Source organism: Nostoc sp. ChiSLP03a (assembly GCF_034531215.2).
Lineage (GTDB): Bacteria > Cyanobacteriota > Cyanobacteriia > Cyanobacteriales > Nostocaceae > Nostoc.
In genome coordinates this window covers 1-14,540 of the sequence record NZ_JAVRBQ020000073.1, presented here as the reverse complement: position 1 = coordinate 14,540, position 14,540 = coordinate 1, and the positions used below count along the sequence as shown (strand labels likewise).

At 40.3% G+C, this 14,540-nt stretch carries 14 protein-coding genes and 1 pseudogene; 6 read left to right on the top strand and 9 right to left on the bottom strand.

Annotated elements, in window-relative coordinates:
• The first annotated feature begins 242 nt into the window (after window positions 1–242).
• From RMY32_RS12295 to RMY32_RS12285, 3 genes and pseudogenes are all read left to right on the top strand, one after another.
• Window positions 243–808: pseudogene (locus RMY32_RS12295) on the top strand (Uma2 family endonuclease).
• 415 nt (window positions 809–1,223) lie between these two features.
• Window positions 1,224–2,606, top strand: coding sequence for a 1-acyl-sn-glycerol-3-phosphate acyltransferase (locus RMY32_RS12290; protein ID WP_322709510.1), 1,383 nt, complete (start codon window positions 1,224–1,226; stop codon window positions 2,604–2,606).
• Window positions 2,607–3,104: 498 nt separating this feature from the next.
• A complete protein-coding gene (locus RMY32_RS12285; protein ID WP_322709509.1) occupies window positions 3,105–4,031 on the top strand; it encodes an XDD3 family exosortase-dependent surface protein in 927 nt (308 codons plus the stop codon).
• A gap of 337 nt (window positions 4,032–4,368) precedes the next feature.
• Here the strand turns inward: RMY32_RS12285 and RMY32_RS12280 are convergent, their stop codons facing one another.
• The 9 genes from RMY32_RS12280 to cysE form a co-directional block, all read right to left on the bottom strand.
• Complete coding sequence (locus tag RMY32_RS12280) at window positions 4,369–4,944, bottom strand: Uma2 family endonuclease (protein ID WP_322709508.1); 576 nt, start codon at window positions 4,942–4,944, stop codon at window positions 4,369–4,371.
• A 57-nt stretch (window positions 4,945–5,001) separates the two neighbouring features.
• On the bottom strand, window positions 5,002–6,159 hold the full coding sequence (locus RMY32_RS12275) for a PD-(D/E)XK nuclease family protein (RefSeq protein WP_322709507.1): 1,158 nt from the start codon (window positions 6,157–6,159) through the stop codon (window positions 5,002–5,004).
• A 249-nt stretch (window positions 6,160–6,408) separates the two neighbouring features.
• Complete coding sequence (locus tag RMY32_RS12270; protein WP_322709505.1) at window positions 6,409–6,951, bottom strand: (2Fe-2S) ferredoxin domain-containing protein; 543 nt, start codon at window positions 6,949–6,951, stop codon at window positions 6,409–6,411.
• 117 nt (window positions 6,952–7,068) lie between these two features.
• Window positions 7,069–7,272 (bottom strand): putative nitrogen fixation protein NifT, encoded by a 204-nt coding sequence (gene nifT, locus RMY32_RS12265; protein ID WP_069070440.1) that lies wholly within the window; start codon window positions 7,270–7,272, stop codon window positions 7,069–7,071.
• Window positions 7,247–7,534 (bottom strand): nitrogen fixation protein NifZ, encoded by a 288-nt coding sequence (locus RMY32_RS12260; protein WP_069070441.1) that lies wholly within the window; start codon window positions 7,532–7,534, stop codon window positions 7,247–7,249. Before RMY32_RS12260 ends, nifT begins: the two co-directional genes overlap by 26 nt.
• The gene (nifV, locus tag RMY32_RS12255) at window positions 7,521–8,654 is read right to left on the bottom strand and encodes a homocitrate synthase (protein WP_322709504.1); all 1,134 of its coding nucleotides are present in this window, start codon (window positions 8,652–8,654) and stop codon (window positions 7,521–7,523) included. The genes RMY32_RS12260 and nifV overlap by 14 nt, the downstream gene beginning before the upstream one ends.
• Before the next feature lie 371 nt (window positions 8,655–9,025).
• Window positions 9,026–9,223 (bottom strand): DUF2949 domain-containing protein, encoded by a 198-nt coding sequence (locus tag RMY32_RS12250; protein ID WP_094349915.1) that lies wholly within the window; start codon window positions 9,221–9,223, stop codon window positions 9,026–9,028.
• A gap of 302 nt (window positions 9,224–9,525) precedes the next feature.
• Entirely contained in the window at window positions 9,526–9,756 is a 231-nt protein-coding gene (locus RMY32_RS12245; RefSeq protein ID WP_292816153.1) for an Asr1405/Asl0597 family protein, read from the bottom strand.
• 97 nt (window positions 9,757–9,853) lie between these two features.
• A complete protein-coding gene (cysE, locus tag RMY32_RS12240) occupies window positions 9,854–10,594 on the bottom strand; it encodes a serine O-acetyltransferase (protein WP_322709503.1) in 741 nt (246 codons plus the stop codon).
• Window positions 10,595–11,797: 1,203 nt separating this feature from the next.
• Here cysE and RMY32_RS12235 point away from each other — a divergent pair.
• The 3 genes from RMY32_RS12235 (at window position 11,798) to RMY32_RS12225 (ending at window position 14,322) form a co-directional block, all read left to right on the top strand.
• Window positions 11,798–13,885, top strand: coding sequence for a serine/threonine-protein kinase (locus RMY32_RS12235; protein ID WP_322709502.1), 2,088 nt, complete (start codon window positions 11,798–11,800; stop codon window positions 13,883–13,885).
• Window positions 13,886–14,093: 208 nt separating this feature from the next.
• Window positions 14,094–14,252 carry a type II toxin-antitoxin system Phd/YefM family antitoxin gene (locus RMY32_RS12230; protein ID WP_409882824.1) on the top strand — a complete coding sequence of 53 codons (159 nt, stop codon included), beginning with the start codon at window positions 14,094–14,096 and terminating at the stop codon, window positions 14,250–14,252.
• 10 nt (window positions 14,253–14,262) lie between these two features.
• Window positions 14,263–14,322, top strand: coding sequence for a hypothetical protein (locus RMY32_RS12225; protein ID WP_409882841.1), 60 nt, complete (start codon window positions 14,263–14,265; stop codon window positions 14,320–14,322).
• Window positions 14,323–14,540: the final 218 nt, after the last annotated feature.

Sequence of the window (14,540 nt, the reverse complement as noted above, 5' to 3'; positions counted from 1 at the left end):
TGGCGATTAGAAATCGCAGCCATACAAACTCTCGTTTGCCTGCGTTGACTAACAAGGTATTCTAGTTTTTGGTGCGCCCAGAGCAAGCGCGATCGGCATCATACAGCCGTTAAGACATAGCATGATATAATTTCTGCAACTATTTAACTAGGTCGCGGCATTCTTCCCCCACCATAATTTGTCTATTTAGCACCCAATCCCTAATCCCCAGTCCCCAGCCCCCTTTAATCTAGGTCTAGGTTATGAGTCCTTTGACATTAAAACTAGACACCGTTCACTTGAGTGACGAACAATTTTATCACTTATGTCAAAATAACCGCGAATTGAAATTTGAACGCACTGCAAAGGGCGAATTAATCATCATGTCCCCCGTTGGAGGCGAAAGCGGCAATCGAGAAGCAGATTTAATTATCGATTTGGGAATTTGGAATCGGCAAACTGGCCTCGGTTACACTTTCAGTTCTTCTACTATATTCAAATTACCCAATGGTGGCGATCGTTCCCAGATGCCGCTTGGATTCAACGAGAACGTTGGCAAGCACTTACACCAGAACAAAGACGCAAATTTCCCCCCATTGCACCCGATTTTGTGATTGAATTAAGGTCAGCAACAGATGATTTGGAAATGTTGCGTTCCAAAATGCAAGAATATATGGATGCAGGGGTGCAATTGGCATGGTTAATTAACCCCCAACAGCAGCAAGTCGAAATTTATCGTCAAAAACAAGATTTGGAAGTGCGAAATCTACCCACACAATTATCGGGTGAAGATGTATTGCCAGGATTTAGCTTGAGAGCTAATTTGTAAACTCAAGTAAAGTCCTTGTCTTGTATACTTTTCAGGAATTTGAGCCAATAATGCACTTATTCGCTGAAACTCAGACCTTGCAATGATTTGAGTATCCTTAAGATTTTCTTTACGAATCAGCTCTGAGTCTTTCTTGTTATTAAGATTTGCAAGTGCTGCTAAACTCCACTATCTGCCAACACTTTTCATTGCAGCAGAAAATACTTTATAAGTCTGCGTAAGTACGCTTCATTAAAATAATCTGCGTAGACTAAGAAGGTATCCTAGTTTTCTAACCTGAGTAATGTGTCAAGCACAGCACAATAGGCCAGTTTTACTTTGACTTCATTACTCAGGGCATATTACAGCCGTTAAGATATCTTAAAAAAATAACCATCAGGCGATTATAATCAGGGCATCTTTAGGAGAAACTACTTTGGCAGATGTAATTTATCAAGCACAGGCACCCTTAGAATTTATTCTTCCCGCGTTTAACCCTTTATTACTACGAGTTGTCCATCTATTACTACCCAGTTGGATAAACTGGCTAACACCTATTAGCCAAATTGAAGCAGATAACGTAGAGGTTCTAGTGGATCTCTATCGCCAGTTTCAGGAGGGTAAAATCCGTTTTATGCTGGCATTTCGCCATCCCAAAACAGACGATCCGTTTTGTTTAGGCTACTTGCTATCTCAACTCGTACCAAAGACAGCGCGATCGCAAGGTACAAAACTACAACATCCCATTCACGCTCATTTTATTTACGATCGCGGCATTCCTCTCTGGGCAGGTTCCTACGTTGGTTGGATTGCTTCTCATTTAGGTGGTACTCCGATTCAGCGAGGTAAGGCTGACTGGACGGGGTTACGTTCGGCGCGTGACTTGTTCGCCAATGGCAAATTTCCAATGGCGGCTGCACCAGAGGGTGCTACCAATGGTTTATCAGAGAATATCAGCCCCCTAGAACCTGGTATCGCCCAATTAGGCTTTTGGTGTGCTGAAGATTTGCAAAAAGCTGGAAGCGACCAACAAGTTCTAATTGTACCAGTTGGGATTAAATATAGTTACGTTGATGCTCCTTGGGATGCGATCGCTAATCTTTTAAGTGAATTGGAAGCGGCTAGTGGTTTACCTGTGAATTCAGCAGAAAATGCTTCTATAGAGTCACTTTATCCCCGGTTGTTGACTTTGGCAGAACATTTACTTTTGCTTATGGAAGAATTTTACACCCGGTTTTATCATCAAAAACTGCCAGATCCCAAGGTTATCAACGGGCAAATTACCGATAGAAATGAAGCATTAGCAGTTCGTTTACAAGCGTTGTTGAATGCAGCGTTGTTAATCTCAGAACAGTATTTTAATTTGCAGTCCAAAGGTAGTTTGAGCGATCGTTGTCGGCGAGTCGAGCAAGCAGGTTGGAATTATATATTTAGAGAAGAATTTAAGGATGTCAAAGGAGTATCTGCGGTTGAAAGAGCTTTAGGCGATCGCATTGCAGAAGAAGCGAATGCGCGGATGTGGCACATGCGTTTAGTAGAAAGTTTTGTGGCAGTTTCTGGTAATTATATTCGCGAAAATCCAACAGCAGAAAGGTTTGCTGAGACGACTTTAATTTTATGGCAGATGATTGCTAAAATCAAAAGCAATAAAACTGTACAGCGTCCGCAATTGGGTAAGCAAAAAGTAAAAATAACTGTGGGTGAACCTATATCCATTTCTGAGCGTTACCCGGTATATAAGGAAAATCGGTTGGGTGCTAGACAAGCTGTTGCTGATGTGACCAACGATTTGCAACACGCATTGGAAGGTTTGATTTGATTAGAAAGGTTGCATTTTTTGCTAGGAACCATAATAAAGGTGTCAGTCGTCAGGAGGCTTATTCATTTCGATCCCTGCCTCCTGACTCCCTTAAATAGCAAGGTGCAATGAAAATGCCCAAGTGTTCATCAGAATCGGATATTACTTTCTAAAGTAGATCGCGGGTTTAGATACCCTGTACGGAGATGCTGGCGGGATACGGTTTATTAAGCTTACACAAACCCAAAAGTTTTTTAAAATTATCTAATTAAATGGGTGCAGATAATCGTAGGCTACTACATCTACTTGGTTTTGCGGCTATTTCACTTTAATACAATTGGGTTAAATAAAGGCAATTGTAACTAAATATGTCATTCTTTATTTGAGTTTTATAAAATTAACGTTAAGTTATCCAAATTATATTTTCCGAAAAATCACGCTTTTATATTTTTGTAATTCCAATTACAAATAGAGGAGTCCAAAAAATTGTGATTCTCTAAATCAATCAATTTATAAATAATGAAAACTCAAAACTTATTCAATTTACTGAAGGTTGGTATTGCTACTTTTGGAATCTTCTTTGTGGCTGGTCAAGGAGCCTATGCCTCAGACTTAAAGGGAACAGCATTTAGCATCTCTTTGGAGTGTCTGAACGACACTACCGGTCTTTTGGTGGGTCAAAATTCCACTGCTAACGGGTGGCAGTATGCATTTGATTCAAACAAAGATGGGATGAACGGGAATTACTGGGTTGGTGCCGCGCCAGGAAAAGTAAACCCCTACGATATCTCTGGTATGGCTATCAAAGAAACTGCTACCAGTATCATTGTGGCAATCAATGGCAATATGAAGTTAACAGGAGAGGCTGAACAGGGTGCTGCCGGTGGTCAGATTGGATATGGTGATTTGTTCTTCAATATGGCGGGTAAGACCTTTGACAATGCTATGAGCAGCGGGGATTTGTTCGGGATTCATTTCGCTTCAGCGAATGCTTCAGGGGTACAACAACTAGGTGTTTATAGTAATGTCCAGGCAAAAACAGTTACTAATATCAAAGAAGGCTACACCATTGCTACATATGGTGGTTTAGCAGGAGGAGGGAATTCTTACGAAAGTCAGGTAAAACAAGGTGGTGGTGTTGTCGGTTATGGTGATTTGACCAATAGTTACTTTACTAATAACGGCAAGGACAATACATTTAATCTCAATGTCATCAACTCTGGAAATTATCTGAGTGGAATCTCGTTTTTAGCACAGGGTAATATAACCCAGCAGTTGCTAACCACTGGTTATGATGCCAGCAAATTTAATGGCACACAAACCATTGCATTTGAATTCAAGAAATCTGGTATTGTCCAATCAACTCCAGAGCCTGCTAGTCTCGCTGGTTTAGGAATTGTTGGTCTGGCTTTGGCTGGTAGCAAGCTACGCAAGAAATTAGCGTAGCAATTGGGTAGGGACTATTCGCAATACGGCTTGATTTCTCTTTAGTGATTATAGACAACATAAAAGACTATTTTATCTCATGGAAATGATCGCTGAAGTGATGTAATTTTGGATGAAGCTTAAGCAAAAAGTATCCCAAACCGTATAGATTTAATCGTTAAATATTAAATAGGTAAATTTTAATGCCCTTACTTTCTAGCAAGGGCATTTTTTTCTAATATAGTTATCAAATACAAAACTACTCAGGCAATGCTCTAAAGAATCTCTGTAATGCTCATGACACCTATACTCGCTTAAGGCTTGCAGCGGCTTGTTGTCTGACATCGCTCCTTACACCTTAACCTGGAAACACCTTAGATAAATCCACAACTAAATCAGAAAAACAGGGCAGATTAACTGATTCATTTGGCAGATAAATAAATTTGCGACGATAACCAAATTTACTTTGCAAAGTTTGATAAGGTTCGCTGTAGCACTCCAGATAATTATCTACTAAATTAAATATCCAATAATCAGAAATACCTGCTTCGGCATAAATAGGTAGTTTTTCCTCTTGATCGTATTTTAAGGATGAATCGGCAATCTCAATTAATAGTAAAATATCAGATGGGCTGGGATGATTCCCTAGATAGTCATCATCTCTATTTTTTGCAATTACTCTATCGGGTTCAGGCTCGCTGTTGTTAGACAAAGTAATTGGCTGTTGTCCTCGCAGGGTTGCGCGATCGCCTACTAGCTTATATAATTCTCGTTCTAGGCGTGTTTCACAAACAGAGTGCGGTGTACCTTTTGCTGCCATCTGGATTATTTCACCCTTAATTAGCTCAACTCGGTCATTCTCCTCAAAGAAGCCGAGTTCAGCTAGACGGTGATATTCAGCTATAGTAAAGCGTTTAGCAGTGGTAAGGCTCATAACAACTACGAGAATGCAGAGTTATTTTTATCTTAATATAGCTATAGCTGATTAAAGTTATGCGATAGAAGATAATGAGGTGTCTGGGTATTCTTCTTTATCATCTTCTATAGTTGCTTCTATACTTACACTCTTCCAAGGAAAATCAAAATATTGTTCCTGAACCGTTTTTAATTCCTTTATTGACTCTTGGAAAAATAATTTAATAGCAGATACGTGGTTTTCTTCAGATAAAAAATCTTGTAAGCTTTTTCGATAAAATATACCTGACCATGCTGGCAAAACTTTTAAATTACTAGGAGTCCATAGATTGGGTTTATCATTAATTATTTTTTGCATAGATTCAATAATTTTTGGGCGTTGTCCAAACCTGTGAGAAACCTGCAAAAATATACCTAAATATGGATAATCAGTTAAATTATTTGGATTTAAATTGAAGTATCCAAGACCACACCATAAGTCCCATGTTGAGAGAGAAAAGTGGGTGTAGATAATATATCTCTCGTCCCATTTCCATTGAGTTCTACTTGCTGCCCCTCTGATAACACCTCCAAAAGCTACCCTAAATTCTTGCTGTACTTCTTCACTGAGAGTTGATTCCATAAGATTGAGAGTTTTGTTAAAATTCACCATTGTCAATAAGTCAAGCGATGAAAATTGGTTAGTGGTAGACATTCCATTTATCCTCATGAACATTAATATTTCTTGGGCTAAGATATCAGTTGCGTATTGTTGTAATCGAGCATAAAATTGATGCCACCTCAATTGATAAAAACTTACTTTTGGCTCTAGATTAAATGCTGGAGTTTTAATTTCTTTTTTCGGATCATAATCACGAGTGATGTAAATTAAAATTCGATGTCTGACATTTGGTAAATTGCTCAAAATTTCAGCATATTTTTTTAAAGAATTATTTCCATCCTTCGCGCCAATTTTTGATTCAATAAAGATTACATCTGTACTCAAACCATTTGACAGTTCAATCACAATATCAAGTCTGCTATTCTCTGTATGGCTTTCAAGTCCTTTGTGTTCTTGTTGAGTTGAAATCTTGACGCTGGAATAATTATCATCACTAATGATTGAGTGATGTTTTAGCCAATCAATTAAAATATCCTTATTCAAGGATAAAAAATAAGCAACAATCTCAGTAAAAAAATCTTCACGCGGTTTGTTTCCTGAATGCAGATTGAGTAAATTCGTAAACAAAGACATTTATTTTTAAGTATTTAAGGTAATTCCAAAAAAGTTACACACAATAATTAAGCTTGTAGTCCTGATGGAACAAGACTACTGGAAATTTTTATAAGTTCTGTTTGTATTTGGTATTACTAACGTTGCAGCAGTTATAACTTAGCCGATCGCAGTTTGACAAGGGTACTATACTATACAAACAAAAAATAGGGGTAAAATTTTTACCCCTACAAATTTATGTATTATTTTAAGAATAGCTAGAGAAGATTATTACTCTGTTAAGTGACTTTCTAGCAAAGTTGCGATCGCGTCAGGATGAATATTTTTGTATTTCTTTTTACCAAGCTGTAAAACACAGTTGGGAGCGCTACCACAGCATTTTTGGCAACTAGTATGTTCAATGGTAACTTTGTCTAACAAACCGCGATCGCACAAAGTTTTTTCTAATTCTGATAATAAGCCTTTACCACCACGTTTTAGGCAACCGCCCTTTTGACATACCATAATCCTCGCTTTGGGTTGAGGTGGTAAATCTTGCTTTGGACACACATCAATTGGTGTCACCTTATAGGCTTTAATTTTAATTTTACTTGTGCGCGAGTCTATCTTACTATGACCACAAATGCGAAGTTGCTGACCAGGAACTAAGGATGAACTTAGTAAACAGCGCAACTCTTTAGGCAGTTTAATGTCTACATTTCCAGATGGAACTGCCAATTGCAAGTATTTATATTTTCCTGGTTCACCACCAACAAAACCTAGTAACTGTCCCTCAAGATTCAATTCTGATAACGTCAAATATTTGTTACCCATGATTGATAAAAAGTTATTGGGGATTGAGGATTAGGGGAAAGGTGACAGGTGACAGGTTATAGGGAATAATTTGTACCCTGTAACCTATAACCTATTCCCTTCTTTACTCCGCATTTTTTATGCGAGGCGTTTAGCTTCTACTGTTTGAGGTAAATTTGCTGTGTCTGGCAATTCACGAAATTCTAATTCCCAACCATTTGCTAGGGTGAGAATCTTGCCATCATTTCCATCGGTTTGTTTGACGACTTCTTCTTCCAGGTCTTTTTTAGCAACGTAAACTACTAAAGTGCCGGCATCATTCATCCGTAGCATTACTTTCATGAGACTCCTCAACCGATTCTAGTTCTTTTTTCTTGCAGCCGACGACAAACCCTGTTTCTAAGAAATGCACAGCATATATATAGGAAGTCTGCAAATATGTGCCTATACTCGCTATGTAACCGATATCTCCTTTGTTGACTAAAACTTGGCCGACTTCCTTACCGGGAAAGGTACCATCGTTTTTTAGCAGTTTACGAACTCTGACTTTTTCACCAATTTCAAAAGCGGGTGGCAAGTTTAGTTCTAATTCATCGCGTTGCATGAGAGTACCTCTGTTCTCTGACCAAATTCAATAGTTCTTCTGTCGTCAAACTGCGTTTTTTCTGTACCGATTGATGGCGCACTGCGTCTAAAACAGATTGGGTTTCTTGGGAATTCAAGAAAATTCCATGCTGTTCTAGTAAGTTAGCAACTAAATGCCGTCCAGAATGTTTACCTACTACTAAACGCCGTTCCCAACCCACCTCTTCGGGTGCAAATGGTTCGTAGGTGACGGGGTTTTGCAATACTCCGTGAGCATGGATACCAGATTCGTGAGCAAAAGTATTTTCGCCAACGATCGCTTTCCAAGGTGGTACGCTAGCTCCTGATGCTGCTGCAACTAATTGAGACAGTTCCAGCAAACTGGGTGTGTTAATGCCCAAATTAACGCCGTAGATGCGTTTAATCGCCATCACAACTTCTTCTAATGCTGCATTTCCCGCCCGTTCACCCAATCCGTTGACTGTGGTATTTACTGATGATGCTCCAGCTTTGATACCAGCAAGAGCGTTGGCAGTTGCCAGACCAAAATCGTTATGCGTGTGGATTTCTAGGGGAATCGTCAACGCTGAAACCAGCCTTTGGACTTTGGTGTAGGTGGTGAAGGGGTCGAGTACTCCTACAGTGTCGCAGAAGCGGAAGCGGGATGCACCCCAATCTTGGGCATAAAGTGCTACATCTAAGAGGAAGTTTTCATCAGCTCTAGAAGAATCTTCTCCGCCAACTGCTACCCAAAGACCTTGGTCAAGGGCGAAGTGGATTGAGTCTTTGAGTTTTTGTAAACTTACTCGCCACTGACCATGAAATTTAGTGGCAATTTGGATACCAGAGACGGGAATAGCAATATGCACCCGATTCAAACCACAGGCGATGGAAGCCTTGATATCTGAGATGACAGCACGGTTCCAGCCCAAGAGTTTTGCTTGTAAACCTAAGTTAGAGATTGCAGCGATCGCCCGGGTTTCTTCGTCGCCCATTGCCGGTATACCCACTTCTAATTCCGGTATACCAATAGCATCGAGAAACTTAGCGATCGCTACTTTTTCTTGTAGAGTAAAGGCAACACCTGCTGCTTGTTCGCCATCACGTAATGTAGTGTCATTAATTATGATTTGATTCATTGCAAATATCCCTCTCTTGGAAGTATTCTTAATATCCTTTCCCTCTACAATCCCCGGCGATGGCAAATGCTAAAAATATCACAATTCATAATGTAGGATACATGATCCTTAATTATTGCCTTATTCTTAGCATCACATCTGTATGACAGGGAACTAAAACAATGTATAAATTACTAATCGTTTTTACCGATGTCAGTTGAAATGTCTTCGAGTAGCAATGAACTAATATAACTATTAGCAAATCCCGAACAAAGTAATACACAAAAGCCAGCAATTAAGGATGTAATCATCTTCGTAACCTCATCTTTTCTAGTACATTTTGGTGTAATTTAGGCAGGTAATGGTATTCAACGTTAAGAAGTACAAATTCGCTAACTTTGGTCTGCTAGCCAATCAAAAATTTTTCCTAGCTGCTCCAAGTCAACGAAACCATACTGCCAGAGAAGCATCGGTAGCGGGCCATTTTCTAATTCACGGTGTCGCAGAGCTACAGCAATATCGGCATTTGAAAGTTCAAGTTCATTGTGCAAAAAATTGAGGAGTTTTATATCTCTGTTCCGAGTCGCCATAATTGAACTTTCAATTTCTTAATTTGGGAAAAGGTTAAAAATCAGAAACTCCAATTTATATTTAGGAATTTCGTCTTTTTAATTGTTGCTATATGTCAGGGAAGTTTCAGATTTAGTAGACCCAACAAAATCTAAACTCTATCTAATCCATCTCAGTCTGCAATAAATTCTGCTAGCGGACAGTAGCTTCAAACTCTAAACCTATTTGAGCTTTGTGCATCTATGAACAAAAACGATGAAGTCCAGTACTTGCGTCATGAATTCAAGATTAATCGTCTTTGAATTAGGTCTTTTTGAAATAATCATGACTCATCACTGTAATGCCAGCAACGCTCTAACCACTCTAATAATTCGTGACGAGAAGCCAGAAGTTGCATAACTGTACTGCGAATTAGAATTACTTCCAGCAAATTGTTCACTTGCACTCGCAAAGAACCATCAGGGGGACAAGAGCAATTAATTTTTAACTCTTGCAAACGGTGATAGATTCGCCAGCGATCGCTCAAAGGAATCTGCAAAACGTGATTTGTCATTTGTCTTTTGTCCTTTGTCATTTGTCATTTATCCTTAGTCCTTTGTCATTTGCTAATGACCAATGACCAATACTTCGACTACGCTCAGTACAAGTGACTAATGACTCTTGACTTGTAAAGTTTGCAGTTGTTTTTCGAGTTCTTCAATGCGCGAGAGCAAAGAACGAATCACGGTTGCTTCCATATCGGGTAGCTTTCCATGTTCTAAAGGAGAAAGGCTGGCGTTTTCGTTGCGAGAAATAATTCGGCCGGGAATTCCGACAACTGTGCAGTCGTTGGGGACATTCCGTAAGACAACCGAACCTGCACCAATACGAACGCGATCGCCAATTTGCAGATTACCCAAAACCTTCGCACCCGCCCCAATCACCGCATTTTTGCCGACTGTGGGATGACGCTTACCAGTTTCTTTACCAGTTCCGCCAAGGGTAACGCCCTGATAAATCAGTGTATAGTCGCCGACGATCGCAGTTTCGCCAATGACTACTCCCATTCCGTGGTCGATAAACACGCCTTCACCAATCTCTGCACCTGGGTGAATTTCAATTCCGGTCAAAAATCGCCCCAAGTGAGAAATGAAACGGGGGATAAAACCGACTCCTCGATTATGTAACCAGTGAGCAAGACGATGCAAACATAGCGCGTGCAATCCTGGATAGCAAAATACTACCTCTAGCCAATTCCGTGCTGCGGGATCGCGCTCAAAAATAATGCGAAAATCACTCAATAATGGCTCAAAAAAAACGCCAGAGAAGAGATTTTTCAGCATGGATGTATGGGCAAAATCCTGCGTTTTGGTACTTGGGGAATCGCTAATACTGTCTAAAGACTGTTGCATCGGTAATGTCTATCTGGTAAGTGAGTCATCTGCTATTTTTATGCTTATATCAGGTGACATCCAACTCGATACCAAACCCAATGCTGATTGGATTTATTGGATTGATTGAGGTTGCACTCAAACGCCGAAACCCCGACTCCAGATAAACTTAAAATTTATCTTGGGGTAGGGGCACTAGTATTTAATGATGGGGGTACTAGTATTTTTGGGGCAGGGGTTAAGAATTTCTGTTCACGCTACAAGAAACTTTACCCGTAAGCATTTGCTAAGATTTTATCAAGATATTTTGCAATATATTAAGTTGTACTCAGATGTACTCAAGCATGAATTTGATAAGGCTACAAATCTATTTTCTGTATATCCTATTACTATTAGTATCTTATTATTGGGTTAAACGAAAGACAGGTTTCTTTATTTTCTTTTAGGATTTGCTGTCTGTATGTATGTATACGTTTCAAAATATAGTTATCGCTTATCGTGACTGTTTTCTTATTATATAGATGTGTGGGAATAGCGATTGCCAAAATTTTTATAAATCTCGTTTCCAGATTGAAATCTCGTTCCAGGTAGAACCTATAAATGTACTTCATTGCGACTCTGCCGCGAATTCGGGAGGTAGAGGCTGCAAATAGGCATTCCCAGCCATAGACTGGGAATGAGGTATCTGAAGATTTGTTAATGGAGTTCAGAGGTGCATTAATGGAGTTCAAAGGTGCATTAATGGAGTTCGGAGGCTCATTAATGAAGCTCAAATACTCATTAATGAAGTTCAGAGGCTCATTAATGGAGTTCAAAGGCTCATTAATGAGTATTACAGTTTGGGAATCTTAGAGGATGTCTGAAAACTTTTTGGTGTTGTATTTGAGACTTGTAGATCCCCCTAAATCCCCCTTAAAAAGGGGGACTTTGATTTGGTTCCCCCCTTTTTAAGGGGGGCTAGGGGGGATCAAGCGAAATATTTAATACTTCTCAGACATCCTCTTACTTTTTTTCTTCTATATGCTTCCTCAACACGCCGCCTAATTGCTTCTTCTGCAATGCGAATATTCTCTTTAATTGGCGGGTTCAATAATTTGAAGATTCTCGCTGGCAAAAATAAACAGAACTTGAACCTAGAAAAGTAAGCCTTAATTTTGCGGTTTCTATAAAGAATGGGTTGTGCTTAAGCGATAATAAATACATTTCTCCACAGAAGCACAGTTTATGATCTGCTGCCTGAATCCAGCTTGCCACAATCCGCCCAATCCTGATGGCACAATGTTTTGCTCAAACTGCGGTGTAGGATTGGTAGTGTTGAGAAACCGCTATCGCCCGATTAAATCATTAGGTGGTGGAGGATTTGGTAAGACTTATTTAGCAGAAGATATAGATAAACTAAATGAGCATTGTGTCATCAAGCAATTTGCACCGCAAGTCCAGGGAACTGACGCATTAAATAAAGCCACGGAACTATTTGAGCAAGAAGCAAAGCGACTGCAACAGTTAGGAAAACATCTCAAAATTCCCACACTGTTGGCATATTTTGAGCAAGATAATCGCCTGTATTTAGTGCAGGAGTTTATCAACGGGCAGAATTTATTGACGGAATTACAACAGCAGGGAATTTTCAACGAGCAAAAAATCAGAGAATTATTGCTTGATTTGTTAGATATTCTCAAAACAGTTCATCAATACAAAGTCATTCACCGCGATATCAAGCCAGAAAATATCATTCGTCACAGTGATGGGAAGTTGGTACTGATTGACTTTGGTGCATCCAAGCAACTGACAGCAACGGTGATGACGCAAGTAGGAACAACCATTGGTTCCTTTGGTTATGCACCACTAGAACAAATGGAAGGAGGTGAAGCTTACCCAGCTAGTGATTTATATAGTATAGGTGCAACCTGCTTTCACCTGCTGAGTGGAATTCACCCTTGGGAACTTTGGAAACGACAAGGTTATGGTTGGGTTGCGAGTTGGAGACAGCATTTGCAGCAAAGCGTGAGTCAGAATTTGGGGCGTATGCTAGATAAATTGTTGCAAGAAGAATTTCAGCAGCGTTATCAGTCAGCCGAGGAAGTTTTACAAGATTTAAATCTCTCGCTATCAGCTTCAATACCCCCAACCCAGCCAGTAATTGCAACTACAGTATCACCGCCACCGTCTACAGTAATTTCTCAACCGCCACCATCAACGCTACTAACACCAGCAAAGTCACTACTAATATCACAAGGATTGCCACAAAAGCCATCCAGACAAAATACTAATTTCAGAAAAAGATTCCTGGTGGGTGCTGCTATTACAATAGTTGGAACTCAGTTCTATGGCTGCGTTCGTTATCGCTTGTTTCCAACTAGTCCAATATTTTTAGTTGAGAGCTTTCCCAGCAGTTCTTTCCTAGAAAGAACCCTCACAGGTCATTCTAACCCGGTTGGTTCCGTCGCCATCAGCCCAGATGGCAAAACCCTTGCTAGTGGTAGTAATGACAATACCATCAAACTGTGGAATCTGGCAACCGGAGAGCAAATCCGCACTCTCACTGGGCATTCTGACTGGGTTATTTCCGTCGCCTTCAGCCCAGATGGCAACACCCTTGCCAGTGGTAGTCGTGGTGACACAACCATCATACTGTGGAATTTGGCAACCGGAGAGCAAATTGGTACTCTTACTGGGCATTCTAACTTGGTTATTTCCGTCGCCATCAGCCCAGATGGCAAAACCCTTGCCAGTGGTAGTTATGACAATACCATCAAACTGTGGAATCTGGCAACCGGAGAGCAAATTCGCACTCTCAAAGGGCATTTTGGCGCGGTTTATTCCGTCGTCTTCAGCCCAGATGGCAAAACCCTTGCTAGTGGTAGTTTTGACAATACCATCAAACTGTGGGATATAGCAACGGGAGAGCAAATCCGCACTTTTCCTTCGGAACGCTACGCGAACACTGGGCATTCTGACTGGGTTCTTTCCGTCGCCTTTAGCCCAGATGGCAAAACCCTTGTCAGTGGTAGTAAGGACACCACCATCAAACTGTGGAATTTGGCAACAGGAAAAGAAATCCGCACTCTCACAGGGCATTCCTACGAGGTTAATTCCGTCGCCATCAGCCCAGATGGCAAAACCCTTGCCAGTGGTAATGGGGACAGTACCATCAAACTGTGGAATCTCGCAACCGGACAGCAAATCCGCACTCTCACCGGAACCCTCACCGGGCATTCTAACTCGGTTAATTCCGTCGCCATAAGTCCAGATGGCAAAACCCTTGCCAGTGGTAGTAGTGACAACACGATCAAACTGTGGCGGCTAGAGTAGCGAGTGCTGAGTTAGCAGTTTTGCATATTGAGCTAAACACAGAAAAAGTAACCTAAACTAAAATCAAGATGCTTGGCTCATATTAGCCGCGAGATGAGAGACACATTTGTAACCGAAGTTGGACATGCTCTCAATCGCATTGAACCGTTTTCTCTAAGCATAAACTTATAAAAATAGCTGTAAAATAATTAATTAAATGGTGATAGTTATGCAACACATTACGATTGACGCAGCATCACAACACTTACACGAATTAATCGCAGCAGCAATCAATGGCGAGGAAATTATTATTACCAAAGATGAGCAGCCCGTGGTAAAACTGACTCCGGTGATTCCAGAAAAAAAAACGCTCTCCTTTATTTGGTAGCGCTAAAGATTTGATTACAATCTCAGATGACTTTGATGAGCCATTAGAAGAATTCCAGGATTATATGTAATGCAGGTATTGTTAGATACTCATACTTTGATTTGGTTTTTCCAAGGACATCAAAGTTTTAGTGACAAGATGAGGCTATTAATAACCCAAGTTGCTAGTTATGCTTGCAGGTGTTCAGGTGGCATTGCATAAGCAATAAAATCCCCTCCAGAGGAAAAATTAGGAGGGGTAATGTTAAACGAAATAATTACAATTTATGCTATCACTGATGACCTATTG

What these genes read in the sequence shown, in the direction of transcription:
- RMY32_RS12285 (WP_322709509.1), top strand. Translation starts at nt 3,105, where the DNA reads ATGAAAACTCAAAACTTATTCAATTTACTGAAGGTTGGTATTGCTACT.
- RMY32_RS12280 (WP_322709508.1), bottom strand. Translation starts at nt 4,944, where the DNA reads ATGAGCCTTACCACTGCTAAACGCTTTACTATAGCTGAATATCACCGT.
- RMY32_RS12275 (WP_322709507.1), bottom strand. Translation starts at nt 6,159, where the DNA reads ATGTCTTTGTTTACGAATTTACTCAATCTGCATTCAGGAAACAAACCG.
- RMY32_RS12270 (WP_322709505.1), bottom strand. Translation starts at nt 6,951, where the DNA reads ATGGGTAACAAATATTTGACGTTATCAGAATTGAATCTTGAGGGACAG.
- nifT (WP_069070440.1), bottom strand. Translation starts at nt 7,272, where the DNA reads ATGAAAGTAATGCTACGGATGAATGATGCCGGCACTTTAGTAGTTTAC.
- RMY32_RS12260 (WP_069070441.1), bottom strand. Translation starts at nt 7,534, where the DNA reads ATGCAACGCGATGAATTAGAACTAAACTTGCCACCCGCTTTTGAAATT.
- nifV (WP_322709504.1), bottom strand. Translation starts at nt 8,654, where the DNA reads ATGAATCAAATCATAATTAATGACACTACATTACGTGATGGCGAACAA.
- RMY32_RS12250 (WP_094349915.1), bottom strand. Translation starts at nt 9,223, where the DNA reads ATGGCGACTCGGAACAGAGATATAAAACTCCTCAATTTTTTGCACAAT.
- RMY32_RS12245 (WP_292816153.1), bottom strand. Translation starts at nt 9,756, where the DNA reads ATGACAAATCACGTTTTGCAGATTCCTTTGAGCGATCGCTGGCGAATC.
- cysE (WP_322709503.1), bottom strand. Translation starts at nt 10,594, where the DNA reads ATGCAACAGTCTTTAGACAGTATTAGCGATTCCCCAAGTACCAAAACG.
- RMY32_RS12235 (WP_322709502.1), top strand. Translation starts at nt 11,798, where the DNA reads ATGATCTGCTGCCTGAATCCAGCTTGCCACAATCCGCCCAATCCTGAT.
- RMY32_RS12230 (WP_409882824.1), top strand. Translation starts at nt 14,094, where the DNA reads ATGCAACACATTACGATTGACGCAGCATCACAACACTTACACGAATTA.